This is a genomic window from Alcanivorax nanhaiticus, from assembly GCF_000756665.1.
Taxonomy (GTDB): domain Bacteria; phylum Pseudomonadota; class Gammaproteobacteria; order Pseudomonadales; family Alcanivoracaceae; genus Alcanivorax; species Alcanivorax nanhaiticus.
The window spans coordinates 348,294-374,578 of the sequence record NZ_ARXV01000003.1 but is presented as its reverse complement, the minus strand read 5'-3'; the positions used below and the strand labels follow the sequence as shown (position 1 = coordinate 374,578).

28 protein-coding genes are annotated in these 26,285 nt (G+C 57.5%); 15 read left to right on the top strand and 13 right to left on the bottom strand.

Annotation, left to right across the window (positions count from 1 at the left end; genetic code table 11):
• Positions 1-46 precede the first annotated feature (46 nt).
• Genes trhO through modC form a run of 4 tightly spaced genes read left to right on the top strand, consistent with a single transcriptional unit; the run spans position 47 to position 3,539 of the window.
• Positions 47-1,036, top strand: coding sequence for an oxygen-dependent tRNA uridine(34) hydroxylase TrhO (trhO, locus tag Y5S_RS05800; RefSeq protein ID WP_035231189.1), 990 nt, complete (start codon positions 47-49; stop codon positions 1,034-1,036).
• 52 nt (positions 1,037-1,088) lie between these two features.
• A complete protein-coding gene (gene modA / locus Y5S_RS05795) occupies positions 1,089-1,814 on the top strand; it encodes a molybdate ABC transporter substrate-binding protein (RefSeq protein ID WP_035231188.1) in 726 nt (241 codons plus the stop codon).
• Positions 1,804-2,487, top strand: coding sequence for a molybdate ABC transporter permease subunit (gene modB, locus Y5S_RS05790; RefSeq protein WP_035231187.1), 684 nt, complete (start codon positions 1,804-1,806; stop codon positions 2,485-2,487). The genes modA and modB overlap by 11 nt, the downstream gene beginning before the upstream one ends.
• Complete coding sequence (gene modC / locus Y5S_RS05785; protein WP_052041420.1) at positions 2,484-3,539, top strand: molybdenum ABC transporter ATP-binding protein; 1,056 nt, start codon at positions 2,484-2,486, stop codon at positions 3,537-3,539. Before modB ends, modC begins: the two co-directional genes overlap by 4 nt.
• A gap of 193 nt (positions 3,540-3,732) precedes the next feature.
• Here the strand turns inward: modC and Y5S_RS05780 are convergent, their stop codons facing one another.
• Complete coding sequence (locus Y5S_RS05780) at positions 3,733-4,842, bottom strand: prolipoprotein diacylglyceryl transferase family protein (protein WP_035231185.1); 1,110 nt, start codon at positions 4,840-4,842, stop codon at positions 3,733-3,735.
• Positions 4,843-4,939: 97 nt separating this feature from the next.
• Complete coding sequence (locus tag Y5S_RS05775; RefSeq protein WP_035231184.1) at positions 4,940-5,197, bottom strand: hypothetical protein; 258 nt, start codon at positions 5,195-5,197, stop codon at positions 4,940-4,942.
• Positions 5,198-5,366: 169 nt separating this feature from the next.
• Here Y5S_RS05775 and Y5S_RS05770 point away from each other — a divergent pair, with 169 nt between their 5' ends.
• On the top strand, positions 5,367-6,938 hold the full coding sequence (locus tag Y5S_RS05770) for a GMC oxidoreductase (RefSeq protein WP_035231182.1): 1,572 nt from the start codon (positions 5,367-5,369) through the stop codon (positions 6,936-6,938).
• Positions 6,939-6,983: 45 nt separating this feature from the next.
• Positions 6,984-7,565 carry a hypothetical protein gene (locus tag Y5S_RS05765; RefSeq protein WP_035231179.1) on the top strand — a complete coding sequence of 194 codons (582 nt, stop codon included), beginning with the start codon at positions 6,984-6,986 and terminating at the stop codon, positions 7,563-7,565.
• A 95-nt stretch (positions 7,566-7,660) separates the two neighbouring features.
• Here the strand turns inward: Y5S_RS05765 and Y5S_RS05760 are convergent, their stop codons facing one another.
• Both Y5S_RS05760 and Y5S_RS05755 read right to left on the bottom strand, forming a co-directional pair.
• On the bottom strand, positions 7,661-8,203 hold the full coding sequence (locus tag Y5S_RS05760) for a YecA/YgfB family protein (RefSeq protein WP_035231177.1): 543 nt from the start codon (positions 8,201-8,203) through the stop codon (positions 7,661-7,663).
• A 69-nt stretch (positions 8,204-8,272) separates the two neighbouring features.
• Complete coding sequence (locus Y5S_RS05755; RefSeq protein ID WP_231552633.1) at positions 8,273-9,358, bottom strand: GGDEF domain-containing protein; 1,086 nt, start codon at positions 9,356-9,358, stop codon at positions 8,273-8,275.
• A 214-nt stretch (positions 9,359-9,572) separates the two neighbouring features.
• On the opposite strand from Y5S_RS05755, the gene Y5S_RS05750 reads away from it, so the two are divergent.
• The 5 genes from Y5S_RS05750 to Y5S_RS05730 all read left to right on the top strand — a co-directional run bounded on the left by Y5S_RS05750 (position 9,573) and on the right by Y5S_RS05730 (position 16,190).
• On the top strand, positions 9,573-10,667 hold the full coding sequence (locus tag Y5S_RS05750; protein WP_035231175.1) for an acyl-CoA dehydrogenase family protein: 1,095 nt from the start codon (positions 9,573-9,575) through the stop codon (positions 10,665-10,667).
• An 11-nt stretch (positions 10,668-10,678) separates the two neighbouring features.
• Positions 10,679-11,875, top strand: coding sequence for an acyl-CoA dehydrogenase family protein (locus Y5S_RS05745; RefSeq protein WP_035231173.1), 1,197 nt, complete (start codon positions 10,679-10,681; stop codon positions 11,873-11,875).
• A 253-nt stretch (positions 11,876-12,128) separates the two neighbouring features.
• Positions 12,129-12,926: an SDR family oxidoreductase gene (locus Y5S_RS05740; RefSeq protein ID WP_035231171.1), complete on the top strand. Its 798-nt coding sequence runs from the start codon at positions 12,129-12,131 to the stop codon at positions 12,924-12,926.
• Complete coding sequence (gene ttcA / locus Y5S_RS05735; RefSeq protein ID WP_035231170.1) at positions 12,926-13,780, top strand: tRNA 2-thiocytidine(32) synthetase TtcA; 855 nt, start codon at positions 12,926-12,928, stop codon at positions 13,778-13,780. The genes Y5S_RS05740 and ttcA overlap by 1 nt, the downstream gene beginning before the upstream one ends.
• 247 nt (positions 13,781-14,027) lie before the next feature.
• The gene (locus Y5S_RS05730; RefSeq protein WP_035231167.1) at positions 14,028-16,190 is read left to right on the top strand and encodes a malate synthase G; all 2,163 of its coding nucleotides are present in this window, start codon (positions 14,028-14,030) and stop codon (positions 16,188-16,190) included.
• 157 nt (positions 16,191-16,347) lie between these two features.
• Here Y5S_RS05730 and Y5S_RS05725 read toward each other — a convergent pair whose 3' ends face one another.
• Positions 16,348-17,094, bottom strand: a complete 747-nt coding sequence (locus Y5S_RS05725; RefSeq protein ID WP_035231164.1) for a hypothetical protein — start codon at positions 17,092-17,094, stop codon at positions 16,348-16,350.
• 206 nt (positions 17,095-17,300) lie between these two features.
• Between Y5S_RS05725 and trmB the strand changes: the two genes are divergently transcribed.
• Entirely contained in the window at positions 17,301-17,972 is a 672-nt protein-coding gene (trmB, locus tag Y5S_RS05720; protein WP_035231162.1) for a tRNA (guanine(46)-N(7))-methyltransferase TrmB, read from the top strand.
• Between the two features lie 334 nt (positions 17,973-18,306).
• On the opposite strand, the gene Y5S_RS05715 is transcribed toward trmB, so the two are convergent.
• The 7 genes from Y5S_RS05715 to Y5S_RS05685 form a co-directional block, all read right to left on the bottom strand.
• Entirely contained in the window at positions 18,307-18,804 is a 498-nt protein-coding gene (locus Y5S_RS05715; protein WP_035231161.1) for a DUF7931 domain-containing protein, read from the bottom strand.
• 5 nt (positions 18,805-18,809) lie between these two features.
• Positions 18,810-19,235, bottom strand: coding sequence for a GNAT family N-acetyltransferase (locus Y5S_RS05710; protein WP_035231159.1), 426 nt, complete (start codon positions 19,233-19,235; stop codon positions 18,810-18,812).
• 10 nt (positions 19,236-19,245) lie between these two features.
• Complete coding sequence (locus tag Y5S_RS05705; protein WP_035231157.1) at positions 19,246-20,373, bottom strand: JmjC domain-containing protein; 1,128 nt, start codon at positions 20,371-20,373, stop codon at positions 19,246-19,248.
• 53 nt (positions 20,374-20,426) lie between these two features.
• A complete protein-coding gene (purB, locus tag Y5S_RS05700) occupies positions 20,427-21,797 on the bottom strand; it encodes an adenylosuccinate lyase (protein WP_035231155.1) in 1,371 nt (456 codons plus the stop codon).
• 320 nt (positions 21,798-22,117) lie between these two features.
• Positions 22,118-22,750, bottom strand: coding sequence for a high frequency lysogenization protein HflD (gene hflD / locus Y5S_RS05695; RefSeq protein ID WP_035231154.1), 633 nt, complete (start codon positions 22,748-22,750; stop codon positions 22,118-22,120).
• A 17-nt stretch (positions 22,751-22,767) separates the two neighbouring features.
• Positions 22,768-23,862: a tRNA 2-thiouridine(34) synthase MnmA gene (gene mnmA / locus Y5S_RS05690; protein WP_035231151.1), complete on the bottom strand. Its 1,095-nt coding sequence runs from the start codon at positions 23,860-23,862 to the stop codon at positions 22,768-22,770.
• Between the two features lie 17 nt (positions 23,863-23,879).
• A complete protein-coding gene (locus tag Y5S_RS05685; RefSeq protein ID WP_035231148.1) occupies positions 23,880-24,347 on the bottom strand; it encodes an NUDIX hydrolase in 468 nt (155 codons plus the stop codon).
• 110 nt (positions 24,348-24,457) lie between these two features.
• On the opposite strand from Y5S_RS05685, the gene moaC reads away from it, so the two are divergent.
• Genes moaC through Y5S_RS05670 form a run of 3 tightly spaced genes read left to right on the top strand, consistent with a single transcriptional unit; the run spans position 24,458 to position 25,693 of the window.
• On the top strand, positions 24,458-24,964 hold the full coding sequence (gene moaC / locus Y5S_RS05680; RefSeq protein WP_035231146.1) for a cyclic pyranopterin monophosphate synthase MoaC: 507 nt from the start codon (positions 24,458-24,460) through the stop codon (positions 24,962-24,964).
• A 4-nt stretch (positions 24,965-24,968) separates the two neighbouring features.
• Positions 24,969-25,223, top strand: a complete 255-nt coding sequence (gene moaD / locus Y5S_RS05675; protein WP_035231144.1) for a molybdopterin converting factor subunit 1 — start codon at positions 24,969-24,971, stop codon at positions 25,221-25,223.
• The gene (locus tag Y5S_RS05670; protein WP_035231143.1) at positions 25,220-25,693 is read left to right on the top strand and encodes a molybdenum cofactor biosynthesis protein MoaE; all 474 of its coding nucleotides are present in this window, start codon (positions 25,220-25,222) and stop codon (positions 25,691-25,693) included. Before moaD ends, Y5S_RS05670 begins: the two co-directional genes overlap by 4 nt.
• Here the strand turns inward: Y5S_RS05670 and Y5S_RS05665 are convergent.
• Positions 25,596-26,219 carry a pseudouridine synthase gene (locus Y5S_RS05665; protein ID WP_035231141.1) on the bottom strand — a complete coding sequence of 208 codons (624 nt, stop codon included), beginning with the start codon at positions 26,217-26,219 and terminating at the stop codon, positions 25,596-25,598. The two genes, Y5S_RS05670 and Y5S_RS05665, sit on opposite strands and share 98 nt — an antisense overlap.
• Positions 26,220-26,285 lie beyond the last annotated feature (66 nt).

Here is a 26,285-nt window from a genome sequence, read left to right as displayed (position 1 = left end):
TGTACGAAAAGAACCTCGGGTTTGAATCCTTCATTGGAGTGAGTCAGTGAGTAATCGTCATTCGGTAGAAACCGCCAGCAGCATTGTGGTGGCCGCGTTGTACAAGTTTGTTCGGCTCGACGAGTACGAAGCGCTACGAGATCCGCTGCTGGACTTGATGATGAAACAGGATGTGCGTGGCACTCTGTTGCTGGCGAGTGAGGGCATTAATGGCACCATTTCCGGACCTCGTGCCGGCATCAATGCCGTTTTGGACTGGTTGCGCAGCGACGCGCGCCTCGCCGATCTGGAGCACAAGGAGTCATACCACGATGAGCATCCATTCCTGCGCACCAAGGTGAAGCTGAAGAAGGAAATCGTCACCATGGGCGTTGAGGGGATTGATCCCAATCGCACTGTGGGTACCTACCTTTCCCCGGAAGAATGGAATCAGGTAATCAGCGATCCCGAGACAATTCTCATCGACACCCGCAATGACTACGAAGTGGAAGTCGGGACTTTCAAGGGGGCGATCAATCCCCATACCCGTACCTTCCGGGAATTCCCGGACTATGTGAAAGAAACCCTGGACCCGGCCAAGCACAAGAAAGTTGCCATGTTCTGTACCGGCGGTATCCGTTGCGAGAAATCGACGGCGTATCTCAAGGAGCAGGGGTTTGAAGAGGTTTATCATCTCAAGGGTGGGATTCTGAAATACCTGGAAGAAACGCCCAAGGAAGACTCGTTATGGGAAGGTGAATGCTTTGTCTTCGATGAGCGTGTCACAGTGGATCATGATCTGAACCCGGGCGAATATGATCAGTGCCATGCCTGTCGCCGCCCGATCAGCGAAGAAGACAAGTCTTCCCCCATGTTCCAGCTGGGGGTGTCCTGTCCGCAGTGCTATGACGAATCCAGCGCCGAGCAGAAGGCCCGTTTTGCAGAGCGCCAGAAACAGATTGAGTTGGCGCGTTCGCGTGGTCAGGCGCACAGGGGGCAGAATCCGCGCAAAGTGCAGGCTGATGCTGGTGAGGAAGAGCAAAGAGGAAAGGCCTGACAGGGCTTTGCTTGTCACCTAGACTGAGCTCACCCGTTTGAGTGAGATCTCGATGCGCCCCCTCATTGGCTTACTGTTGCTGGCCCTTTCTGCTTGGGCAAATGCAGACCGTATCCAGATTGCGGTTGCTGCCAATTTTGCCGAACCACTTCGGGAAATCGTGGCGCAATACCGGCAACTGCACCCTGATATCGATATTGCTCTGACCGTCGCATCCACCGGAAAACTGGCCGCGCAGATACGTCACGGTGCTCCCTATGACCTGTTTCTTGCGGCTGACTCCCGTCGCCCACGTGAGCTTGCCCGGGAAGGATTGGGCCTGCCCGACAGCGTCAGGAGTTATGCGCGCGGGCTGCTGGTCCTGTGGTCACCGCAATCGGACCTCATGCTCGATCCAGACATGCTGCGAAGTGGCGCCATCCAGCCTGTCGCGCTGGCCAACCCTCGAACGGCTCCCTATGGCCTGGCTGCTCGTTTCGTCCTTGATGACCTTGCTGTACCGGACAGTGTTCCGCTGGTGCAGGCGGAAAATGTGGGCCAGAGTTATCATTTCGCTCATAGTGGTGCCGCGGCAGCGGCTTTCGTTGCCTACAGTCAGGTACGGGAGCAGGGCGGTTCATTGTGGTTGATCCCCGAGGCCAGGTACCCGGCAATTATCCAGCAAGCCATCCAGTTGATTGATTCCCCAGAGGTCAGCGGCTTTTACCAGTTTCTGTTCAGCGATGAAGGGCGAGCCATCATTATCAATCATGGTTATCAGGTGACCGATGCTGAGTAATGGCGACTGGTTGGCGTTGTGGGTCAGTATTCAACTGGCTTTCGTCACGGTCCTTCTTCTGCTGCTGATTTGTACGCCGCTGGCATGGGTGATGGCACGCCGTCGCTGGCCGGGGCAGGCCTTGCTGGAGGCGACATTGGCATTGCCGCTGGTATTGCCTCCCTCTGTGCTGGGTTTTTACCTGCTGCTGCTGCTGGGGCCCAATGGTCCGGGGGGCTGGATTGGCGATCTGGCTGGATTGCGATCGCTGGCATTCAGTTTCCCGGGCCTGGTAATTGGCTCAGTGGTCTATTCGTTGCCGTTTGTGCTGCAGCCTCTCAAAAATGCCATCGCCAATCTTGAAGAAGATCAGCTGGCGATGGCCGCTGTTTGTGGGGCAGGCCCGTTAGACCGCTTTTGCTCCCTGGTTTTTCCGCAAGCCCGGCTGGGTTATTTGAGTGCTGCCATGCTGGGCTTTGCGCATACCCTGGGAGAGTTTGGTGTGGTGCTGATGATAGGCGGTAGCTTGCCAGGTGAAACCCGGGTGGCATCCGTTGCGCTGTATGAGCATGTGGAAGCGGGCGATTACGCCAATGCCCACCGTCTGGCGCTGGTGCTTCTGGTGGCTTCCCTGCTGATGCTGTGGGGACTGTTCCGCTGGCAGCGTCAGCGTACTTCGGGTAGCTGGCTATGAGCCTGGAGTTCGCTATCAAGGGCAGGGCCGGCACATTGAGTGTCGAGGCCTCCGGGAAGCTGCCCGACAATGGTGTGACCGTGTTGTTTGGGCCTTCCGGTACCGGCAAGAGTACCTTGTTGCGCATGCTGGCAGGGCTGCATGCCTGCGAGGGGATGATTCGTTTCGATGATGAAGCATGGCAGGATGAGCCGGCCAAGACGGTCTTGCCCGTCTGGCAGCGGCCGCTTGGTATGCTTCTGCAACATCCTACTCTTTTCCATCATCTCAGCGTGCGCGGCAATATCCAGTACGTCCAAAAAAGACGCGGTAAGGGCGTTAATCTTGAGGCCATTATCGAGGAAACCCGCATTGGGCATCTGTTGGACAGGGCGGTACACAAACTGTCTGGTGGTGAGGCTCAACGCGTCGCCTTGGCGAGAGCCCTGGTGGGTAATCCAGAACTGCTGTTACTTGATGAGCCACTGTCGGCCGTCGATCTTCCCCACCGCGAGAGCCTGTTGGCGATGATACAGCGGGTGGCGCAAAAAGTGCCGGTGCTCTATGTGACCCACAGCCTTGATGAGCTGTTGTTACTGGCGGATCAGGTATGGTTGATGGATCAGGGCCGGCTTACTGCGCAGGGGCCGGTGACGACCGCTCTGGTTTCATTGACTGGACCACTGGCCCAGCGCAGTGATGCATCCTCAATGCTAAGCGGTGTATGTGGCAGTTTTGATGAAGCCGATCATCTGCAAACCGTTTTGGTGGACGGCGCCGCTTTTATGGTGCCACTGGCGCAGGCAAAGCCAGAAGGGGCGCTTGTACGGCTGCGCATCGCCGCCAGGGACGTGAGCTTGTGCAGAGTCCAGCCCATGCAATCCAGTATTCTGAATATCCACCCGGTAACCGTGCAGGAAGTGACGCCAACGGGAGCAGGTCAGCATCTGGTGAAACTCGCGTTACATTCTCAGACTCTGCTGGCGCGGCTGTCGTCCCGTTCTGTGAGGGAGCTGAATATCATGGTGGGAGAATCGTTGTTTGCGCAGGTGAAAGCGGCGGCGTTGGTGTAGTTGTCATTTGCGAGCTACGAGCTGTGAGTTTCAAGCTACAAGCTACAAGCTACAAGTTGCAACGCGGCAAATGTTCTATCGGTTCGGAACGCTGGTGCCCGCGCTTATCGCGTGGCCGCGGGTACCATGATTTAAAAATTCACAAGCCTTTGTCCGCGTTGCAACTTGTAGCTTGCAGCTTGAGGCTTGCCGCTCAGGCGGTGGCATTTCCTGTGTGCTTGCATTTTTCGTCTTCACATCCCGCCTGACTACGCCAGTCCGCCGCCAGCCCGAAGCGCAGTTCCCCGGTGGTGATGGTGCTGGTGCCGGAGAAGAAGAACATAATCACAGTGATCAGCTGCAGGCTGAGAATTACTCCGGGTGACCAGAGCGCAGTGAAGCCTGCTGCCAGGCTTGGAGTCAGTTCAGTATGGGCAGGCATTAACAGGCTGATGACGATGCCGTAGAGCGCGGCGAAGAGCGCCATGGCCTGATAGGCCGAGAACAGTTTGCTGCCACCCCGATAATCCGCTCGTAATGTTTCCGACCAGGCGCGCCAGAGTTGGCTGCCGATGAGTGCCAGTGAGAATGACATCCCGAATTCGGCGTGGAAAAAAAGCGCGCTGCAGATCAACGCCAGTGTGGTGTAAACCACACAGGTTACGGCCTGAATAGGGATAACACGCACGGATTCCATTTCGCCTGCAAAGGCGATTTTTTTGGTCTTGCCAATAAAAACATGATGCAAGGTGGCAAACAGTCGTCTGGCCCAGCGTGGTGACTGCGACAGCGCTTTTCCGTAGCAACAGCCAAAGCTGATGCAGGCCAGTCGGCCAATGCCCTCACCAATCACATAGGCAATCGCCATGGCGGCGAGCATGGGAAGGATCGGCAGCGTGACTTGCCAGTAGCGCTGGCAGAGCAGATCCGCAGCCCAAAGGAACAAGGGAGCAATCAGAATGCCCACAAAGCTGGCGCCACCTACCGTAAAACCATGGCGATTCTTTTCCACCACAGTGGCAATGATCTTGGCAGCGGGCAGACAGATAGCCAGCACCCCAAGCGTCAGAAGCAGTGAGGTGCTGAGAGGCACGTGAACTGATGCTGTCAGTAGAATGAAGCAGGCGACGCCAACACCTCCGGCCAGGCCGGTAAACAGCCCATAAAAAGTGAGGTTGAGGCCTTGCCACGAGCCATCGTCATTCTTTTTCAGTGGCAGGGAGGCGACAAACTGCCAGCGTTCCTCAGGCAGGTGTCTGAACAGGAAGCGAAAGCAAAGCGCGGAGAGTAGAGCACAACCGAGAAGAAAAATATCAGCAGTCATTATCGAACCTCCATGGACGATTGATGACTATGGTGACGCTTGAGATGTGCGAAAGCGTGACAGCTGGATGAAAGAGTGATGACGGGGGAGAGCCCGGTTAGTCCCGGTTGCGAAGAAAACTCTCTGCAGCTTGCACAATCAGTTCGGTGACAGAACGGTCTTCCATCAAGGCCTGCATCTTCAGCCGTTTGTGCAGGTCGGCAGGAATATCCGCCGTGAGCCGGCGATAGCCTTCACGCGCAGCCCCCTGGCGTGCCACTTTTTTTGTGGTGCGAGCCGCGGCAGCGCTGGTGGTTCCGTTGCGTTTGCGAGGGCGCTGCTGTTCTTCAACGGTGACGAAATCGATTTGTTCCATGGTGCGGGACTAAATACGGCAGAAGGCGGGAGGGCTCACGAACAAGGGACGGAAGGTTACTTGAAAGCGTCTGAAATAGACAGGATTGACCGCAGATTTTATAGTGCAATTCGATGATTAGAAGAACCGGCAAGGAGAGCTGCCGGCATGATAAAAATCTGGGGAAAACATGGAAAAAGTGGATGTTCTGGTCATTGGCAGTGGCTTTGGTGGTGCAGCCATGGCATGCCGGTTGGCAGAGAAGGGAAGCAAGGTCGTAGTACTGGAACGTGGTCGCCGCTGGCAGCCCGCCGATTATCCCTCGGTCAGTCAGAAAAACTGGCTGTGGGATGAAGATGAGCCGGAAAAACAAAACGGCTGGATCGATTTTCGTTACTTCGGCGATATGAGTGTCGCCATGGGGGCCGGGGTCGGCGGTGGTTCGCTGATCTATGCCAACGTGAGTATTGAAGCGACCCCTGAGACATTTGACTCCGGCTGGCCGGAGGCTATCACTTATCAGGCACTCAAGCCGCACTATGATGCGGCGGGCGTGATGATGAATGTGCAGACGTTGCCGGATAACCAATGGACGCCACGCACCAGGCTGATGAAAGAAGCGGCTGAAGCACTGGGTGATGGTCATCGCTTCCGGATGGTGGATCAGGCGGTGACCTTTAATCCGGACTGGACCAGCGACATGGATCCGGATCCCTATGATTACAAGCACAGCAAAAGCTGGGTGAACGCCCAGGGTAAGCAGCAAGGCACTTGTACTCACTGCGGCAACTGTGACCTGGGCTGTCCGGTACAGGCAAAAAATACCCTGGATCTGAATTATCTGGCGGCGGCAGAAACGGCGGGGGCAAAGATTCGCCCACTGCACCATGTTCGCACCATCTCGCCGGTGGCGGGGGGCGGTTATGAAGTACGGGCAAGGGATCTGGATGGTCAGTGCTGGCGCGTGTTCCGTGCGGAAAAAGTGATTGTGGCAGCTGGCTCCGTCGGATCTACCGAATTGCTTTTGCGCTGTCGAGACCAGTATCGCACTTTGCCTCTGCTGAGCCGTCGTCTCGGTGATAACTGGACCTGTAACGGCGATTTTGCCACCCCCGCCAGTTACAAAGACCGGGTGATTTCACCCACCCGTGGTCCGACCATCTCCAGCGCCATCGATTATCTGGATGGCAGCGATGGCGGTGCCCGTTATTTCGTCGAAGACGGCGGCATCCCGGATGTGCTGGGCAACTGGCTGGAAGCCATGGGCAAGAGCGCTATCATCGCTCGCACTCGCCTGGGCGATGCCATGCTGCGTTATGGTGACAAGAGTGATCCGTTCGGCAATATCATGCCCTGGTTTGGTCAGGCCATGGATGAGCCCGGCGGTCGCTTTTATCTGGGAAGACGCTGGTATTGGCCGTGGAAGAAAACCACACTGAAACTGGACTGGGACTACCGCAAGGCCGAGAAGGCGGTGCAGGGGCTGGCAGACCGTCATCTTGCGCTGACCAAGGCCACTGGTGGTGATCCAACCACTCCGGCAACCTGGTCGTTGTTCAAGGATCTGATCACTCCCCATCCGTTGGGTGGCTGCAATATGGCGGACACCATTGAGCAAGGTGTGGTCGACCACCGGGGTGAGGTGTTCAACTACCCAAATCTGTTTGTGATTGATGGTGCCATGGTGCCGAGATCATTGGGTCTGAACCCCTCCAGAACCATCCTGGCGCTTGCCGAGTTTTCTGCCAGCCAGATGAATTAAGTACATGCCGGGCCCGGCCCGGCGTGAGCGACAAAGGAATCCATGATGAGTGAAGCCCGTTTCCATGTTGTATTTGCTGGCCAGTTGGTCAAAGGCGCAGATCCGGCCACAGTAAAGGCCAATCTGGGGCGCTTGTTCAAAATGGACGCGGCGAAGGTAGAGAAGTTGTTTGCCGGTCAGCCGGTGGTGCTCAAGAAGGACGCCGATCAGGCGACGGCAATGAAGTTTCGTGCTGCTTTGAAGCAGGCCGGTGCGGAGTGTGTACTCAAGCCGTTGGAGTCTGTGGAGGAAACAGTGGCAGTGGCTGAGCCTTCAGCACCAGGTGCCGGGTCGGCTCCGGCCGCACCTGCTGTTGCCCCGGCCGGGAAGGCTGAGGTCGAGCAGAATTCGGGAGACCTCGAAACGGTCGGAACTATCCGAACGGGCGGGACCGGGTTCTCGGGGCCTTATAGTGTGGCGGCTGTGGGGGAAGACATGGATAACAGTGAACATGCGCCGCCGCCGCCAGCCCCTGATGTGAGTCATCTTTCCATGGCGGGTGTCGGGGAGGATCTGGGGCAGAAGAAGAAGGATGAGGAGGTTAAGGTGCCAGATATCAGCCACCTTTCCTTGAGCTCGGATAGTTGAGTACAAGGCGTTTAACCACAGAGTTCACTGAGCTAAAACAAGGGCCTCTCTCTGTGCCTCTGTGATCTCTGTGGTAAAAGTGCCTTTGAAACGTGTTATTCGGTTTCGTCGCCCTGATCCGGGCCGTGGAATTGCAGGAAGAATTCTTCCAATAACTCCGGGATACTCAGTGCCATCTGGCGTACTACCTGGGTGTTTTCCCAGAGTGCGTCCAGTTCTTCATCTTCATCCAGTCCGGAAATCAGGATGAAGGGCAGCATCAAGTCCACGGTCTGAGCCTCGTCATCCTGATACCAGGCTGCTTCATCTTCAAATACACCACTCATGAAGCCTGCGCACCAGCTGGCCAGATCCTGGCCGTCGTCTTCCTGATAGGGATCAAGCAGGCAGGGCAGGTTGATGGCATCGCCGGCCAACAGTTGGGTGACCAGGCGCTGGCGCAATTTTTCCATGGCGGCGGCCACTTCTTCAGGCACTTCCAGCTCAAGCACTGCCGCATAATCCACGTCACCGACCGGGCCTACCGCCAATGCGCACAGCAAGCCATGGATCTCGGTCCATGTGGGGGCATCCTCGCCGAGCGACTTGAAGTAGTTACGAACCGTGTTTTTGAGGCTGGGATTGGTGATTTCGGACATCAGGCCCCTCCGGGCGGGCAAGCATTGAGACTGGATGGGAGGGAGGTTACCCGTTTCTGGCCCCTGGCGTTAGCCCTTCACCACGCAATTTCTGCCTTTGGCCTTGGCTTGATAGAGGGCGGCATCAGCGCGACGGGTAAAATCCTGTGCGCTTTCGTGCTTCTGGTATTCGACCACACCCGCAGAGAAAGTGTTTCGCAACTCCTCCGCAAAAGGATAGGTTTGCGCGGCAAAAGTCTCACGTAAACGATTCAGTGCGGCCACACAGGCAGTGGATGAGACATGGGGAAACAGCACCACAAACTCTTCGCCACCATAGCGGGCCAGAATATCTGAACGGCGTAACCCCAGACTGGCCGTGATACTGAAGCGGTGAATCACTTCATCGCCAGCGGGATGACCATAGGTGTCGTTGACTTGCTTGAAGTGATCCAGATCGATGATGGCAAGGTGCAAGCTGGAGCCACTGCGCGATGCCAGCGACATTTCTTCCTCAAGCCGCTCCAGGAAATAGCGCCGGTTATACAGCCCGGTGAGATCATCCCGGACGGCAATTGCAGCAAGGCGATCATGGGCCTCGCGCAATCCCTCACGTTGCTCTCTGACGCGACTTTGCAAGTTGTGAATGTACCCACCGACATAAACAAAGGAGCCCAGCACCAGTGCAAGGATAAACCAGTGCCCAAGCTGGTAGGAGAAGATCACTCGTTGAGGGGCCAGCAGTCCTTCGCCGATGAGTAACATGCTGAAGCAGCTCTGGATAAAGATAGCCATCAGCATCAGCCGGCGGCGATCGAGTGAAATCACCCCGAAGGTCATCACCATCAGATAAATACTCAGCATGGCCCCGCGAAGCTCTCTTGAGTAGTAAAGGACGGCTGTGATGGCAAGAATGCCCGTCACCATCTGCAAAACGGTCAGGCTGGGATCACGAAAGCGCTCGCTGAAGCCGCTGCGAATCAATACATAGAAAACCGCATTGACAGAAAACAGCAGACCGAAAATGGCAACGTGTGGGGTGACAGGGTCAAATGCTGTGAGTTCCACACCCATAAAAGTGCCGAACCAGAGCAGGCAGTAGGAGTAAAACGCCATCAATTGCCGACGCAGGCGTACTGCGCGTTCAGGCGGGTCCTCTGGGATCAGGGTAAACACTTAAGCGTTGCAGCCTTTGTTCATTTGTTTTGGTGATGCATTTTTATTCTACTTTACCGCTTTTGCGGAATAAGGTCACAGACCGGGGGTGACACGGTGTAAACATTTGGGCACTCTACCATGGTATTCAAACAACCGTTTGATTGGTTGGCGCCAATGGCCTTAATAAGGATCTCAATGGCAAGCCATTCAGAAGCAGCAGGAAGAGGATGTCATGGAAGCAGCGCTTTTTGATCTGACACTCAATGAAGAACAGAGAATTACCCGCGAGAATATGCAGCGTCTGGTGCGTGATTCTCTGGGGCCGCAGGCCAGGGCAGCCGACGATGCGGGTAGCATGAATCAGGATTTGATTGCGGCGATTCACGACTTCGGCCTGGCATTCATGCCCGTGCCAGAGGCGCTTGGAGGTGTCGGACTGTCGCGCTCACCATTGTCCAACGCGCTTGCCTGCGAGGATCTCGGGGCCGGGGACATGTCCCATTCACTGGCTGCGTTACAGCCTATGGCCGTCGTCAATGCATTGATCGACTTTGGCAGTGAGGAGCAGCAGGAACAGTGGCTGCCGGGTTTGATTTCTGAGCAGTGGCAGGGGGCTGCGATCGCACTGGTCGAGCCTCGGGCCACGTTTGAACCCTCGCAGCTGCAAACCCTGGCGGCGCCAGATGAAGGAGGCTTTCGTCTCAATGGCATAAAGAGCCTTGTGCCGGCGGGAAAGCATTGCCAGTGCTTCCTGGTCATTGCCGACAGCCCTGAGGGTGCGGCAGCGTTTATGGTGCCAGCTGAAGCTGAGGGGCTTACCGTAAGCCAAGAGCCCACCATGGGATTAAGGAGCGCAGAACTCTGCACGCTGACGCTCGATAAGGTCTTTGTGCCTGCTTCGCACCGGTTACCCGGTTTTGATCTGGATCGCTTGCTGGCACTGTCCTGGATTGGGCAATGTGCACTGGCCGTCGGCTGTTGTCAGGCGGTGCTGGATTACGCCATTCCCTATGTGAAGGAGCGTAAGGCATTTGGCGAGCCTATTGCCTGGCGGCAGTCCGTGGCCTTCATGGTTTCAGATATGGCCATTGAAATCGAAGGGATGCGGCTGATGATGCTGCGTGCTGCCAGTCGTGCAGAGCAGGGGTTGCCTTTCTATCGTGAAGCGTACCTGGCCCAGTTGCAGTGCATGGAAAAGGCCATGGCAATCGGTACCAATGGTATTCAGCTGTTCGGTGGTGCAGGGTTTGTACGCGATTATCCCCTGGAGATGTGGTACCGCAATTTGCGCAGCATGGCCGTACTTCACGGCAGCCTGATGGTGTAAGGAGAGAGATCATGATTAATCTGGAACTTCCCCAGAAGCTGACCCAGGTTCAGCATATGGCGCAGCAGCTGGCAGCAGGCGTCTTTCGTCCCATCACGCGCAAGTATGATGCCATCGAGCACTGTGAGACGCCGGATGAACTGAAGCCGGTCGCCCAGATGATGGCTTCGATGGGGCGCGGCCCAAAGGGTAAAGCGGAACCATCCGATGAGATCCGTAATGGTGCGAACATGATGGGCATCATGGGCGTAGAGGCCATGAGCTGGGGTGATGTGGGGCTGATGCTCTCGATTCCCGGCACTGGATTGGGCAACGCTGCCGTGATGGCGGTGGGGACTGCTGAGCAAAAGGAAAAATACGGCAAGCTCTACTGCGCGATGGCGATCACCGAGCCGGGCGCCGGGTCTGATTCTGCCGCCATTAGCACAACCGCCCGGTTGGAGGGCGATGAGTGGGTACTCAATGGCGAGAAGATTTATTGTACGGGCGGCCAGCGATGCGATGCCGTAGTGGTGTGGGCGACACTGGACAAGTCGCTGGGCAAGGCGGCGATCAAGTCGTTCATTGTGCCTCGCGACAATGCCGGTATGAGCCTGGTGCGGGTAGAGGACAAGATGGGATTGCGGGTGTCGGATACTGCGGCACTGTCACTGAATGATTGCAGGATACCGAAGGATCATATCCTTGGTTCACCGGACATAGCCGACAGTGAAGAGGCACGCAAGAAAGCCTTCGGTGGGGTGATGCAGACTTTCGACAACACCCGCCCACAAGTGGCAGCCATGGCCCTGGGTGTCGCTCGTGCCGCACTGGAAATTACCCGTGAAATATATGAAAAAGAAGGGGTTAAGGCTGATTTCTCGAAACTGCATTATAACTCTACTGCTCGTGAACTCGAGCTGTACCGACTGGAGGCCGACTTGGAGGCCGCCCGCCTGATGACCCTCAAGGCCGCCTGGATGGCAGACAACGGCCAGCCCAATTCAAAGGATGCCTCCATGTGCAAGGCCAAGGCCGGGCGAATGGGTAATGAGGTTACTCTCAAGTGCGTGGCCCTGTGTGGCGAATTGGGCTACTCGGAGCGCACCCTGCTGGAGAAGCTGGCACGGGATTCGAAAATCATCGATATCTTCGAAGGCACTCAACAGATCCAGCAACTGATCATCGCGCGGCATCTGCTGGGACTGTCGTCGAAGGAGCTGAAATAACATACCTTGAAAGGGCGCCGCTTGCGGGCGAATACTGAGTATCGAGTTGCGAGAAGCGAGGTTCGAAAGGCCAAAACCCAAAAGCTGCCCGGGTTAGGGTTCTCGCAACGCGCAACTCGAAACTCGTCACTCGCTTCTGCGTTATCGCTCAGGCAGTCAGTGTCCTTTCAAACTCCTCAATTACACGCTGCGCTTTGGTTTTACCTTCTTCCCCATTACTCTCTGCGGTATTCGCAATCAGGGAGATAACAGCATGTCCAAGAGCCTGGCTGGCAACGTGGTCTGGATTACCGGTGCATCCTCCGGCATTGGTGAAGCGGTGGCGAAATCCTTTGCCCGGCGAGGCGCGCGGCTGGTGCTGTCCGCTCGTCGCGAAGCGGAGCTTGAGCGGGTTCGGGAAGGGCTGGTGAACGCGGCAGAGCATTTTATTCTGCCCCTGGATCTGGCCGACAGCGACGCTATGCCCGCTGCTGTTGAGGCGGTGAAAGGCAAGTTTGGACAGGTTGACCTGGTGGTCCATAACGGGGGTATTTCCCAGCGCTCGCTGGTAGCAGACACGGATTTGTCTGTGGATCGGCGCATTATGGAAGTGAACTTCTTTGGCACAGTGGCCTTGACCAAAGCCGTACTACCTCTGTTCCGAGCGCAAGGAGGAGGCCGCTTTGTGGTGGTTACCTCGTTGGTGGGCGAGCTGCCCACGCCGCTGCGTAGTGCCTACAGCGCCAGCAAGCATGCGCTTCATGGCTTTTTCGAGTCATTACGGGCAGAAGAGTACGACCATGGTATCCGGGTGACATTGGTGATGCCCGGGTTCGTCCGTACCCAGGTGTCTGTTAACGCGCTGACTGCCGACGGCTCAGCCCAGGGCAGTATGGATGACGCCCAGGAGGCAGGCATTAGTGCTGATGAATGTGCTGAACGGTTGCTCAAGGCCGTGCAGCAGGGCAGGGATCAGGTTATCATCGCCGGCCGCGAAAAGGCTGGTGTTTACCTTAAACGCTGGTCCCCCGCACTGTATCGCCGACTGATCCGCAAAATGAAGGTCACCTGATGTCTGACAGCGCAGCATCCAAAAAAAGTACCCGCTTCAACAAGCTGCAGAAGAAGTTGCGGCGGGAAGTGGGGCGTGCCATCGCCGACTTCAACATGATCAGTGAAGGCGACAAGGTGATGGTGTGTCTGTCCGGCGGCAAGGATTCCTACACCATGCTGGAGATCCTGCGTAATCTGCAGCATTCGGCTCCAGTTAACTTCGAGCTGGTAGCGGTGAACCTGGACCAGAAGCAGCCGGGCTTCCCGGAGCACATCCTTCCCGAGTACCTGGAAAAGGAAGGGGTGGCGTATCACATCCTGGAAAAAGACACCTATTCCATCGTGAAGGAAAAGGTGCCTGAGGGGAAAACCACCTGTGGCCTGTGCTCCCGTCTGCGTCGCGGCAGCCTGTATGGCTTTGCCGAAGAGATCGGTGCCACCAAGATTGCTCTGGGCCACCACCGTGACGACATTGTTGAAACCCTGTTCCTGAATATGTTCTACGGCGGCAAGATGAAGGCCATGCCGCCCAAGCTGCGCAGTGACGATAACCGCAATATCGTGATTCGCCCGCTGGCCTACTGCCGCGAGAAAGACATTATCGAATTCTCCGGCTTCAAGGATTTTCCCATCATCCCCTGCAATCTGTGTGGTTCTCAGGAGAACCTGCAGCGTCAGGTGATCAAGGAAATGCTGCAGAAATGGGATCGTGAACAACCCGGTCGCATCGAGAATATCTTTGCCGCCGTACAGAACATCGCCCCCTCCCAATTGGCCGATACCCGCCTGTTCGACTTCGAAAATCTGGAAGACGGTCAGCAACGTGGCGGTGAGCAGGCACACCGGCTGGATGTGGTCAACCTCTTCGGTTGATCGCAGACCACACAGTCACGCTAATTGTTGTCACTAAACATGATTCGTGGCCGCGTTTCGGCTAGAATACCCACCGTTTTTTCGCGAGTGGCCCGGCTGGGTCGTCTCGCCGCAGTCGTACTTCCCGGGGTTGATGTGATGGCCCGACCCGCTTTCTGGCTGGGTCGGACAAACCGGTTTACTGCCGGTTTTCACGGAAAGCGCCGATTTACTCAAGACTTCTCTGGACCAGAAGGGTAGGAGCACCATGACCGATCGTATTCAGAAGGGTAGCCTCGAAATCGCTGCCGAACTCCATGATCTGGTAGTCAACGAGATTGCGCCGGGTACCGGCGTTGACCCGGAACACTTCTGGGCCGAGCTGGAAGCCATCCTCAAGGACCTGGCGCCGAAGAACAAGGCGCTGCTGGAAAAACGTGAAGCCATCCAGGCTCAGCTGGACGAGTGGTACAAGGCGCGCAAGGGCCAAACCATCGATATGGCCGAGTACAAGGCATTCCTGACCGAGATCGGCTACCTGCTGCCGGAAGGCGACGAGTTCAAGGTCACTACCGCGAACGTTGACGAAGAAATCGCCACCATTGCTGGCCCGCAGCTGGTAGTACCGGTGAAGAATGCCCGTTTCGCCCTGAATGCGGCCAATGCTCGCTGGGGTAGCCTGTACGATGCTCTGTACGGCACAGACGTCATCTCCAACGAAGGCGGCGCCGAGAAAGGTGGGGCCTACAACCCGAAGCGTGGTGCCAAGGTGATTGCCTGGGCTCGCGACTTCCTGGACAACTACTTCCCGCTGGCTGCTGGCTCCCACAAAGACAGCACAGGTTACGCCATCGTTGATGGCAAGCTGGTTGTGTCTCTCGGCGCCGAAAAGACCGGCCTGAAAGACGAATCCCAGCTGAAAGGTTACCTGGGCGACGCCGCTGCACCCACCGGTGTACTGGTGAAGCACAACAACCTGCACGCGGAAATCCAGTTCGACGCCAGCCACCCGATCGGTGCTGACGACGCAGCCAACATGAAAGACGTGCTGCTGGAATCTGCCATCACCACCATTCAGGACTGCGAAGACTCCGTTGCCGCCGTTGATGCGGAAGACAAGGTTGAGGTGTACCGCAACTGGGCAGGCCTGATGAAGGGTGACCTGCAGGAAAGCTTTGAGAAGGGCGGCAAGACCATGACCCGTTCCATGAACGGTGACCGTGAGTACACCGCGCTGGACGGTTCCACCCTGACCCTGCACGGCCGTTCCCTGCTGCTGGTGCGTAACGTGGGCCACCTGATGACCAACCCGGCCATCCTCATGAATGGTGAGGAAACCCCGGAAGGTATCATGGACGGCATGGTGACCGTACTGGCGGCCATGCACGACCTGAAGAAGATCAACAAGCTGAGCAACAGCCGCACCGGTTCCGTGTACATCGTGAAGCCGAAGATGCACGGCCCGGAAGAAGTAGCCTTTGCCGTTGAGCTGTTCGGTCGTGTCGAGAAGGCCCTGGGCCTGGCCGACAAGACCCTCAAGATCGGCATCATGGATGAAGAGCGTCGCACTACCGTGAACCTGAAGGAGTGTATCCGTCAGGCCAGCGACCGCGTGATCTTCATCAACACTGGTTTCCTTGACCGTACCGGTGATGAAATGCACACCTCCATGGAAGCCGGTCCGTTTGCGCGCAAAGGCGACATGAAGGGCATGGCCTGGATCAAGGCCTATGAGGACTGGAACGTGGATATCGGTCTGGAATGCGGCCTGCCGGGCCACGCCCAGATTGGTAAAGGCATGTGGGCCATGCCGGACGAGATGGCTCAGATGATGGCCAACAAGGCCGGCCACCCGAACGCGGGCGCCAACTGTGCCTGGGTTCCGTCCCCGACTGCCGCTACCCTGCACGTGACTCACTACCACGAAGTGGATGTGGCCGCAGTACAAGCCAAGCTGGCTAGCCGTGAGCGTGCGTCGCTGGATGACATCCTGACCCTGCCATTGCTGGATCGCGAACTGACCGCCGAGGAAATCCAGCAGGAGCTGGACAATAATGCTCAGGGCATCCTGGGCTACATGGTGCGCTGGATCGACCAGGGCGTGGGCTGTTCCAAGGTGCCGGACATCAATGATGTGGGCCTGATGGAAGACCGTGCCACCCTGCGTATTTCCAGCCAGCACGTGACCAACTGGCTGCACCACGGCATCACCAACAAAGAGCAGGTGATGGAAACCCTGAAGCGCATGGCGGATGTGGTGGATCGTCAGAACGCCAACGATCCCCTGTATACCCCCATGGCCAAGGACTTCGATGGTTCTGTTGCCTTCCAGGCAGCTGTTGAGCTGGTATTCGAGGGCTGCTCCCAGCCGAGCGGTTACACCGAGCCGGTTCTGCACCGTCGTCGCCGTGAACTGAAAGCAGGCAAGTGAGCAGTTAACAGTGAATAGTTAACAGTTAACAGCGGCGCGCTCGCGCGTCGTTGGTTGCCTGAAAGCCAAGAGGCCGCGCCCAGATTCTGGGCGCGGCCTCTTGCGTTATAGAGCCTGACAAGCGCTGCTCGCGCAGCTATTCATTGTTCACTGTTAACTATTCACTGATCTGAACCATCACCTCTATCGGCAACGTCACAGCTTGCCGCGAGGTCTGGTAACGACCGATCCCACGCTGGTTACTCTGTTTGATGGTATTGATGCTGCCCATCTGCTGCCATTGGCCGGGCTCAAGTCGCAGGGTAGAAGCGCTATGCTGAGTGTCGGCTACACCGGGGCCTCCGGGTTGATCGTGGCGTTGCCGGATCTGCAGGGTGACTGAGCCATCCGTATTGACCTGAGGCGTGACCTGGATGCCGCGCTCGAGATTGTGCAGCACGGTACCGTAGTTCCCGCCGCTGAGGGCGAGCAGGGTGCCGCGATTGATGCCGGCGGGATAGCCGCTGAGGGTGCGGATGCGGTAGTCGTCCTGATGCCGCTGGTTTTCCCGTTGTTGCTGTATATGGACTCTGGCATTGGTTTGAGCTGGACGCCTGACAATGTCGATACCTGCTCTCGAATGCGCGCTCTCGGCGCTGCCGGCCCGTCGCAAGAAAACCGTGACGGAGCTTGGCTTGCGGTTGAGTTCACCCAGCACGGACTGCAGTTCCTGGAAGTTCTGGTGGGTGGTGCGAATGATCAGTTTGCCCTGGTAGGCATTCACTGTACCTCCCTCTGGCAACAGCGGGCCTATCACCGGCACCAGTGCGTCGGCATCCGGACGTGATATCACATGCAGGCTCATGTCCTGTGACCAGGCGTTAAGGCTGCATAGCAGAAGCAGAAAAAACAGTGTCCTTACCATGGGTATCCTTGTAGCCATCATGACATCAAGTTTGTCGCACCAGGCCGGAAATTCAAGTTGGTCGGACGCCTGGCGCATGTGAACTGGCTTTACGCCAATACCGAACGAGTGTTTGTGCCTGTGCATTTTTATCAGACCTTCACGCCTGCATCCCTCTGATCAGACAGGCATAATAGCTGCCCGGTTCCTGAGTGAGATGTCTGTCCATGTTTGCCAATAGTCGAGAGGTCCAGTCCAATCAGGATGGCGTCCATGCGGATCTTGAGAAGGTGGTAAGACGCCATTTGGCCAGTCCGTGGCGTGCACCGCTGGCGGATTTTGACCGTGAAGCTTTTGAGCTGGCTCGACGCTGGCGTCAGGAGCGTGGTGAGCAGCTGCCTCTGATGCTGGATAGCGGCTGTGGTACAGGTCGCTCTTCGGTTCATCTGGCTTTGGCGAACCCTGAGGTACTGGTGATCGGCGTGGACCAGTCAGCGGACAGGCTGGCAAAGGCCCGGCGTCGTTTCTCTCCGTTACCGGAGAACCTGCTGTTGCTGCGAAGCGACTGTGCCGGCCTGTGGCGACTGATGGTGGAGGCTGGCTGGCAGCTGGCTCGCCATCAGATCCTCTATCCCAACCCCTGGCCCAAAAGCGCCCACCTCAAGCGCCGCTGGCACGGTCACCCGGTATGGCCAGCGGTACTGGCCCTGGGTGGCGAACTGGAACTGCGCAGTAACTGGCCTGTGTACCTGGAAGAGGTCAAAGTGGCGCTGGCGCTGAGTGATTATCAGGCTGTTATTGAGTCGCTGCCTGAAGGTTTTGAGCCGGTGACTGACTTTGAGGAAAAGTATCAGGCTAGTGGGCAGGTAAATTGGCGGTTGGTTTCGAGGATCGGTTAACAGTGAATAGTGAACAGCGGCGGGGGATGGTGGGGCTGCGACAGCCAGATTGGTGGCCGCGTCCAGACACCGGAGGGTGTTTTGGGTGAGGAAAAATCAGGGCGCTTTCGCTTTGCAGATCCGATGATCATGCTGTAGGCGCCACTTGAGGCGCGAACAACCCGATTCGAGTCTCGAGTCCCCAGTGACGACAATCCTGCCTCGATACGAGGGTTTGGCCTTTGCCTTTCGAAACTCGTATCTCGAAACTCGCTTCTCATGCCTCAAGACTCAGCCAACGCTACCGTATCTGATGTTTTCCTCGCAGCTCACAGCTAGTAGCCCGCAGCTGCTTTTAAAGCTTCAATTCCCGCAACTCAGGATTACCACCAGCTCGCTCCCAGATGGTCTGAAAATCCCGCGCCAACCTGGGTGCCTGTGGCAGGCGATGGCCGCAGAGATGGATGCGTGCCGGCCGTGGCCAGCCTTTGGCCTCAAACAGGCCTGTGCCATCGCCAATAGCGTGGCAGGCCAGTTCATCACGGTCGTCCTGTTGCGTTTGACGTAATTGCAGACGTGATGGCAGGCGGCGAGCCAGGTGAATCAATCGGTGACCATCCCGGATAGCAGCCTCCTGACTATCAAACAGGATGCGGATATCTACCCGTTCACTACTGATGGCCAGCGTCTTGATGGCATCGCAGACGGCGCTGTCGGCGGTTAGACCATCCAGTAATGGCAGGCGCAGCCAAAGGGTGCGGCGGCAGCCTTCAATCAGTGAAGCCAGTCCTTGACTGGCCTCACCGTGGGGCAGGGAAAGCAGGGTGTCGTCCTTGCCGATTTCGAAAGCCATGCCGGTTAGAGCAGGGGTTTGAACATCTGTCGGTGGGGGATGTTGGCATCCATGAAAATACCACCGGAAACAGAGAAGCCTGCAGCTTCATAGAAGCTGGTCGCGTGGGTCTGGGCGTGCAGGAAGATTTCTTCCATCCCTTTGGCGCGGGCGGCCTCTTCTGCTGCGATTAGCAGGGAGCTGCCAACGCCATTGTTGCGTTGCTCGGAGAGTACACACAGGCGGCTGATCTGGCCGGTAGGGAGAAGACGGATACAGCCTGCCGGTTTCTGATTCGCATCCATGGCCAGGAAGTGGACCGCCTCCTGATCCTCACCATCCCACTCAAGTTCTTCGGGAACGTGTTGCTCGTCAATGAATACCTTTTGACGCAACGTTTTTAGGGCGTCCTGATGTTCATCCCAGCGGGTTTCGATGATGCTGATAGCCATGGGGGTCTCGTTATAGCGGGGCGAAATAGCCCTGTTCAATCCATTCATGAAGCAATTCCTGGGCGGTTTCTGTCATGACCGCTTCCAGCTCGTTATGGTTGTAGCGTCTTTGGCTGGCCAGAAGTTGCACCAGCGGGCGTTGTTTTTCAGTCAGAGGGTGTGATTCCCCATTCAGCCAGACCCGATTGCCCTGCAGGAGCAGTCGGGTGCTGCCATGGCGAACCAGACGGATATCGCCATCGCGCATGCGAATATGGTGGTCGTCGACGGCAAATTCAAGGCCATCCTGCCGAGGGGTTGAGAGCCAGCGATAAACCGCTTTTTCGATGGCCTCTGGCTGTAAAAGTTCCAGCGCGCCGCGAATCAGTTGCTGGCGATCCCCATCGGCAAGAATGGCCGGGTTGCCGTTGGGGGTGCGGTCAGGGTCACAGAAGAGCTGACTCTCAGCATCGGCCAGGCATTCCCCGGCGATTTCTGCCATCAACATCTGGTAATCCGGGGCGCGAAAGCCCACTGACCAGGTAATGCAGTCGCTGTCCTCGGCGACACCATGGTGGGCAACGCCGGGTGGCAGGTAGAGCACATCGCCAGGTTGGGCAATGAATTCTTCCCGCACGGTCATGTCCGATAGCAGTTTCAGGTCTGGATGCGTTTGCCGGGGGCTGCTGTCATCACAGACGTCGCCAATCTGCCAACGGCGTGTACCGCTGGCCTGGATCAGGAAGACATCGTAACGGTCAAAATGCGGGCCGACGCTGCCGCCTTTGGCTGCATAGCTCATCATGATGTCTTCCAGGCGCCAGTTGGGCAGGAAGTTGAAGCAGTCCAGCAGCAGGGAGGTTTCGGTCAGATAGTGGTCGACGGACTGAACCAGCAGGGTCCAGTTTTCCTCACCCAGTTCGGCAAAGACCGATTCTTCCAGAGGCCCTTGCTGTAATTTCCAGGGGCCGTTGCCGGCACCCTGAATAATCCTCGCTTCGACGCCGTCTTCCAGTGCCAGCCCCGCCAGGGTATCGGCATCAGGGCTGTCCAGTCCGCTGGCGGCAGCGGGCATGAACAGCGGTTTTTTCTGCCAGTAATCACGCAGAAAATCCTCTGCTGGCATGGGCAGCACAAAGTGGGGAAGGGAAGCTGACATGGAATCGTCCGGGCATGCCCCGTGACACCGTTGGTGCCACGGGGGGGGGCTTCTTAGATGCTGCGAGCCTGTGCGGCTGCGTTACCCACATAGCTGGCAGGGGTCATGGCCAACAGCAGCGCTTTGGCTTCATCAGGGATGGCCAGTTCATTGATGAACACGGTTAGGGTTTCCTGGTTGATGCCGTCTTTGCCACGGGTAAGGGCTTTCAGCTTCTCGTAGGGTTTCTCGATACCGTAGCGGCGCATCACTGTCTGGATGGGCTCGGCCAGCACTTCCCAGGCGGCTTCCAGATCAGCGTCCAGACGAGCAGGGTTCACTTCCAGCTTGCCGATGCCCTTAAGGCTGGCTTCGAAGGCGATCAGACTGTGGGCCAGACCCACGCCTACGTTTCGCAGCACGGTGGAATCAGTGAGGTCACGCTGCCAGCGAGAGATGGGGAGTTTGGCTGCCAGGTGATCCATGATGGCATTGGCCAGACCCAGGTTGCCCTCGGAGTTCTCGAAGTCGATGGGGTTGACCTTGTGCGGCATGGTGGAGGAGCCAACTTCGCCTTCCACGGTTTTCTGCTTGAAGTAACCCAGAGAGATGTAGCCCCACACGTCACGGTCGAAGTCGAGCAGGATGGTGTTGAAGCGCATCAGGGCGTGGAAGTATTCGGCCACGCAGTCATGCGGTTCGATCTGGGTGGTGAAGGGGTTGAACGTCAGGCCCAGGCTTTCCACAAAACGACGGGCAAAGGCTTCCCAATCCAGTTCCGGGTAGGCGGAGAGGTGGGCGTTGTAGTTACCCACCGCACCATTGATTTTGCCCAGCAATTCCACCGCGGCGAATTGATCGCGCTGACGCTGCAGGCGGGCCACCACGTTAGCCATTTCCTTGCCCACGGTAGTGGGGGAGGCGGATTGGCCATGGGTGCGGGACAGCATGGGTTGATCGGCGAGGCTATGAGCCTGACGACGGATAGCACTGATCACCTGGTCCATCTTCGGCAGCAGGATCTCGCGGGCTTCCTTGAGCATCAGGGAGTAGGACAGGTTATTGATGTCCTCACTGGTGCAGGCGAAATGCACGAATTCGCTCATGCCGGCCAGTTCCTTGTGCTCGGCCATCTGTTCCTTGATGAAGTATTCAACCGCCTTTACGTCGTGGTTGGTGGTGGCTTCGATTTCCTTGATGCGCTCGGCATGCTTCGCTTCAAAGTCGCGGGTGATACCGCGCAGGTGCCAGGCCGCCTGGCCGCTCATCAGGGGAACTTCCGGGATGTTCTTGTCGTGAGCGAGTTGCTCCAGCCAGCTGACTTCCACATGAACGCGGAAGCGGATCAGACCGTATTCACTGGTGGTGTTACGCAGGGCATCGACCTTGCCGGCATAGCGGCCGTCGACCGGTGAAATGGCGGTAAGCGTGTTCAGGCTGGACATGAGTCAGGCTCCGGAATCATCCAAGTAAGGTGTAAAAGCGGCGCAATGATACAGCAAAACAGGCGGGGTTGCGTGTTTGATTGAGGATGCGTAGCAGCCGGCGCTGATGCCACTTTCGGCGTGCTCTTGCGGGTAGGGGCGGAGCATAGGGGTGGCGAGTTACGAGAAGCGAGTTTCGAAGATCAAAACCCCTGACCTTGAGGGGGGGGGGCTGTCTGAGGCATTTACTGTGTGCAGGGGTAACCCGCTTCTCAAGAGGTGCTTCTGCAGCGGTTTTGCAGGAGCAAGAAATGATAAGCGACTTTAATAAAAGATCCTAACTAACTGATATTTATTGATTCGAGAACGGAAAGAATCTGCTTTCGCTTGAAAAGGATGTGCCAGCGTCGGCCTCCCAGTTGTTGCCAGAGGAAGGCGGCACGCACGCCAGCCAGGAACAGTGTGCGGATACGCGCGGCCTTGTCTTCGTCCTGAAGATGGGCTGGCTCGCCCTTAACCTGAATGCGGAAACGGAAGGAGCCAAGGGTATCCACATAAATGCTCGCCAGCCTGTGGCAGAAGGCATCGTCCGCCAGATCCGAGAAATGCGCTTGCTGGCCCTTTAGCGCCATGAGCCTGTGGCGAAGGATGTTGGTGGTCTCTTCGCTCTTGCGCAATTTCGAGGCGAGATGCAGGAGCGACAGGCCATAATTCAGTGGGCGGAGCGAGGCGCCGCCGCTGTTGCGATTGAGGCTCAATTCCAGCAGAGCGAGGCCCTCGCGCAGGAACTGGGGTTGTGGGTAGATGGCATCAAAGTTGTCAGCATCCAGTGCCATCACGCCTTCGATCAGTGCCCGCAGGGCGCGCGGGTCGCAATCTCCACGAAGGGCAAGATCATCGCCTAGCTGTGCCGCCTGAAACACAGCCGCCAAAGCCAGTACCTGTTGCTGCTCAGGGCTGAAGCGTTCACTCATGCTGTCTCCTGACTCGCTCATGCGGTTTGCTGAATAGGTGCACCGCCGAGGCAGGTGTCACCGTCGTAAAACACCACGGACTGTCCTGGTGTCACGGCACGCTGTGGCTCATCGAATACCACGTGAACCCGACCCTCTCCCGCATCGCTTACTGTGCAAGCCTGATCCGGCTGGCGATAGCGGGTTTTGGCGGTGAGTCTGGCGGGTAATTCTGGAGCCTCAAGTGCTACCCACTGCATTGGGGCGCTGGTGAGTTCGCGGCTATAGAGCAGCGGATGCTCCGTTCCCTGCACTGCGATGAGTACATTGCGATCCAGATCCTTGCCTGCCACATACCAGGGGGCGTCGCTGGCGTCGGCTCGGCCTCCAATGCCCAGCCCCTGGCGCTGGCCCAATGTGTAGTACATCAGCCCGTCGTGGTCGCCAATCACATTGCCGTGATCGTCCTCGATCTTGCCGGGTTGGGCGGGGAGGTACTGTTCCAGAAAGTCCTTGAAGCGTCGCTCGCCAATGAAGCAGATACCAGTGGAATCTTTCTTCTTGTGGTTGGCGAACCCCTTTTCCTCGGCGATACGGCGCACTTCCGGTTTTTCCAGGTCGCCCAGCGGGAACAGGGTCTGATCAAACTTGCGGTAGTCGACAGCGTGAAGGAAGTAGGTCTGGTCCTTGTTGGTATCTACTGCGCGCACCAGTTTTGCCGGGCCATTGTGGTCCACCCGGGAATAATGGCCGGTAGCGATATAGTCCGCACCAAGCGTGACGGCATGATCCAGAAACGCCTGAAACTTGATTTCCTTGTTGCAGAGGATATCCGGGTTAGGGGTGCGCCCGGCCCGGTATTCCTCGAGGAAGTGCTCGAATACCCGATCCCAGTACTCGGCGGCGAAATTGGCGGTGTGTAGCTCGATGCCAAGCACGCCCGCTACCTGCATGGCGTCCAGCAGGTCTTCACGGGCGGTACAGTATTCCGTGCCGTCGTCCTCGTTCCAGTTCTTCATGAACAGGCCTTCGACCTGATAACCCGCATCAATCAGGCGGGCCGCGGCCACGGACGAATCGACACCGCCGGACATGCCAACGATGACGCGGGTATCTTTGGGAGCTTTAGTCATACTAGCGCCTGTCGCCATTAGCCGCGCTGAAGCGGCCAGGGATGCTGATAAATGCTGTCCAGGGGCAAGCGTCGCCCGGACAGATAATCGTCCATGCAGCGCTCCACCAGGGCGCTGCGATGCTGATCGCGCTGGGCGCGAAGTTCATCCGGGGTCAGCCAGACGGCTTCCAGGATGCCGGTGTCCAGCTTCTGACGCGGATCATGACTGATCGGGCGAGCCACAAAGCAGGTTCGGTAATAGACACCGCCACCTTTGTGGGGCTGGAAGATATACCAGCCAAGCAAATCGGTGATTTCCACCTGCCAGGCGGTTTCTTCCAGGGTTTCCCGGTAGGCGGCCTGGACCAGGGTTTCCCCAAACTCGGCATGGCCTGCGGGCTGGTTGATGACCTCAAGCCCTTTGCTCATTTCTCGTACGAAGAGGAAGCGTCCGTCTTGTTCCACTACGCAGGCCACAGTAATGTGCGGCTCAAAGCTGTTCATAGCGATTCTGCCAATACGGGTGCCTGTGACAAGGTAATCAGGCACGATGCGGTATGGAAAGGCGGGAATGGTAGCGCAGCCTGCGCTTCGACAACAGGCCGGGAGTGAGGATGTCAGAGGATCGCTTTACCCATCTGGATGACCAGGGTCAGGCGCAGATGGTGGACGTGACCGAGAAAGCGGTAACCCAGCGCACTGCGGTCGCACAAGCGCGGGTGCGCATGCGCCCGGAAACCCTGGCCATGATACTGGATCAGCGCCACCCGAAAGGGGATGTGCTGGCCACGGCACGTATTGCTGGCATTCAGGCAGCCAAGAAGACCTGGGATCTGATTCCGCTTTGCCATCCGTTGTTGCTCACCAAGGTGAATGTGAATATCGAACCGGAGGGCGAGGATGCCCTGCGGATTGAGGTGCTGTGCAAGCTCAGTGGCACCACCGGGGTGGAGATGGAGGCGCTGACAGGTGCCTCTGTGGCGGCCTTGACGCTCTATGACATGTGCAAGGCGGTGGATCGCGGCATGGTTATTGAAACGGTATGTCTGCTTGAGAAGGCCGGGGGCCGTAGCGGCCATTACCGCAGAGCTTCCGGGCACACCGATAATAGCGAAGGGTAGCAAGATGATTCAGGTGCGTTTCTTTGCGGCGCTGCGAGAACGGTCAGGGAAAGAGTGTCTCGAGATGGCGTTGCCGGACGGGGTGGCGACGGTGGCTGAGCTTATTGGCTGGCTGGAGCAATCCGACCAGACGCTGGCAGCGGCGTTTGCCGCGACGCCATGCAGAATGGTGGCGGTGAACGAGATGCTGGCCAGCGAAGAGGCCAGTTTAGAAGACGGTGATGTCGTGGCACTGTTTCCACCGGTGACCGGAGGATGAAAACCTGTATCGCAGTGCAGGATGCTCCGCTCAATGCGACAGCTCCCCAGCAATGGCTTCGTGATGAGGGCGTCAGTGGTGCCATTGTGCTGTTCTCGGGGCATGTACGGGATGAGGACGGGCGAGTGGAGGCTCTCCATCTGGAGCATTACCCTGGCATGACGGAGCGGTTTTTAGGCACCATTGTTGAGCGTGCAGGGCAGCGCTGGCACCTTAATGGTGCCTGGGTGGTGCACCGGGTTGGCACTATGCGGCAGGGCGACGAGATCGTTCAGGTGGCGGTGAGCGCGGAGCATCGGCAGGCTGCTTTTGAGGCCTGTGCTTACATCATGGATATCCTGAAAACCCGCGCCCCGTTCTGGAAGAAAGAGCTTATTGACGGCTCTTGGCATTGGGTCGAGGCCCGCGAGCGCGACGCCCTTGCTGCTGCCGCCTGGCTGGCCGGCGAGCCGGGGCATGAACCTCGGTAGCACGCCATTCGCCGGGGGCCAGGCCGGCGACAGTCCAGTCGCCAATTTGCCAGCGTATCAGTCTCAGGGTCGGACAACCGATGGCGGCAGTCATTCGGCGCACTTGTCGGTTTCGACCTTCGTCTATGGTGAGTTTGAGCCAGCTATCGGCTACGGTTTTTCGTGAGCGGACCGGCGGGTTACGAGGCCAGAGATCGGGTGCCTGAATCAGCTCGACCTGAGCTGGTCGGGTGGGGCCGTCCTTCAAGGTGATGCCTTGGCGTAATTTTTGCAGCTCCTGCGCCCCGGGTTTGCCCTCTACCTGCACCAGATAGGTTTTGCGCAGGTGGAAGCGTGGGCTGCTGATACGGGCCTGAAGATTACCATCATCAGTCAGTAACAGGAGGCCCTCAGAATCCCAGTCCAGTCGGCCAGCCGGATAGACTTTCGGAACCGGAACGAACTCGCTGAGTGTCCGCCGCCCCTGATTATCCTGGAACTGGGACAAGACCTGAAAAGGCTTGTTGAGTAAGATCAATTGCGCCATGGAGTCTGACAATCCTGATGGTTCTGATTGATAAAATGCGTTGTGTTGCTGGCCGGCTGCGCTAAC

Coding starts and splice junctions, on each gene's coding strand:
- modA (WP_035231188.1), top strand. CDS start 1,089: ATGCGCCCCCTCATTGGCTTACTGTTGCTGGCCCTTTCTGCTTGGGCA.
- modB (WP_035231187.1), top strand. CDS start 1,804: ATGCTGAGTAATGGCGACTGGTTGGCGTTGTGGGTCAGTATTCAACTG.
- modC (WP_052041420.1), top strand. CDS start 2,484: ATGAGCCTGGAGTTCGCTATCAAGGGCAGGGCCGGCACATTGAGTGTC.
- Y5S_RS05780 (WP_035231185.1), bottom strand. CDS start 4,842: ATGACTGCTGATATTTTTCTTCTCGGTTGTGCTCTACTCTCCGCGCTT.
- Y5S_RS05775 (WP_035231184.1), bottom strand. CDS start 5,197: ATGGAACAAATCGATTTCGTCACCGTTGAAGAACAGCAGCGCCCTCGC.
- Y5S_RS05770 (WP_035231182.1), top strand. CDS start 5,367: ATGGAAAAAGTGGATGTTCTGGTCATTGGCAGTGGCTTTGGTGGTGCA.
- Y5S_RS05765 (WP_035231179.1), top strand. CDS start 6,984: ATGAGTGAAGCCCGTTTCCATGTTGTATTTGCTGGCCAGTTGGTCAAA.
- Y5S_RS05760 (WP_035231177.1), bottom strand. CDS start 8,203: ATGTCCGAAATCACCAATCCCAGCCTCAAAAACACGGTTCGTAACTAC.
- Y5S_RS05750 (WP_035231175.1), top strand. CDS start 9,573: ATGGAAGCAGCGCTTTTTGATCTGACACTCAATGAAGAACAGAGAATT.
- Y5S_RS05745 (WP_035231173.1), top strand. CDS start 10,679: ATGATTAATCTGGAACTTCCCCAGAAGCTGACCCAGGTTCAGCATATG.
- Y5S_RS05740 (WP_035231171.1), top strand. CDS start 12,129: ATGTCCAAGAGCCTGGCTGGCAACGTGGTCTGGATTACCGGTGCATCC.
- ttcA (WP_035231170.1), top strand. CDS start 12,926: ATGTCTGACAGCGCAGCATCCAAAAAAAGTACCCGCTTCAACAAGCTG.
- Y5S_RS05730 (WP_035231167.1), top strand. CDS start 14,028: ATGACCGATCGTATTCAGAAGGGTAGCCTCGAAATCGCTGCCGAACTC.
- Y5S_RS05725 (WP_035231164.1), bottom strand. CDS start 17,094: ATGGTAAGGACACTGTTTTTTCTGCTTCTGCTATGCAGCCTTAACGCC.
- trmB (WP_035231162.1), top strand. CDS start 17,301: ATGTTTGCCAATAGTCGAGAGGTCCAGTCCAATCAGGATGGCGTCCAT.
- Y5S_RS05715 (WP_035231161.1), bottom strand. CDS start 18,804: ATGGCTTTCGAAATCGGCAAGGACGACACCCTGCTTTCCCTGCCCCAC.
- Y5S_RS05710 (WP_035231159.1), bottom strand. CDS start 19,235: ATGGCTATCAGCATCATCGAAACCCGCTGGGATGAACATCAGGACGCC.
- Y5S_RS05705 (WP_035231157.1), bottom strand. CDS start 20,373: ATGTCAGCTTCCCTTCCCCACTTTGTGCTGCCCATGCCAGCAGAGGAT.
- purB (WP_035231155.1), bottom strand. CDS start 21,797: ATGTCCAGCCTGAACACGCTTACCGCCATTTCACCGGTCGACGGCCGC.
- hflD (WP_035231154.1), bottom strand. CDS start 22,750: ATGAGTGAACGCTTCAGCCCTGAGCAGCAACAGGTACTGGCTTTGGCG.
- mnmA (WP_035231151.1), bottom strand. CDS start 23,862: ATGACTAAAGCTCCCAAAGATACCCGCGTCATCGTTGGCATGTCCGGC.
- Y5S_RS05685 (WP_035231148.1), bottom strand. CDS start 24,347: ATGAACAGCTTTGAGCCGCACATTACTGTGGCCTGCGTAGTGGAACAA.
- moaC (WP_035231146.1), top strand. CDS start 24,458: ATGTCAGAGGATCGCTTTACCCATCTGGATGACCAGGGTCAGGCGCAG.
- moaD (WP_035231144.1), top strand. CDS start 24,969: ATGATTCAGGTGCGTTTCTTTGCGGCGCTGCGAGAACGGTCAGGGAAA.
- Y5S_RS05670 (WP_035231143.1), top strand. CDS start 25,220: ATGAAAACCTGTATCGCAGTGCAGGATGCTCCGCTCAATGCGACAGCT.
- Y5S_RS05665 (WP_035231141.1), bottom strand. CDS start 26,219: ATGGCGCAATTGATCTTACTCAACAAGCCTTTTCAGGTCTTGTCCCAG.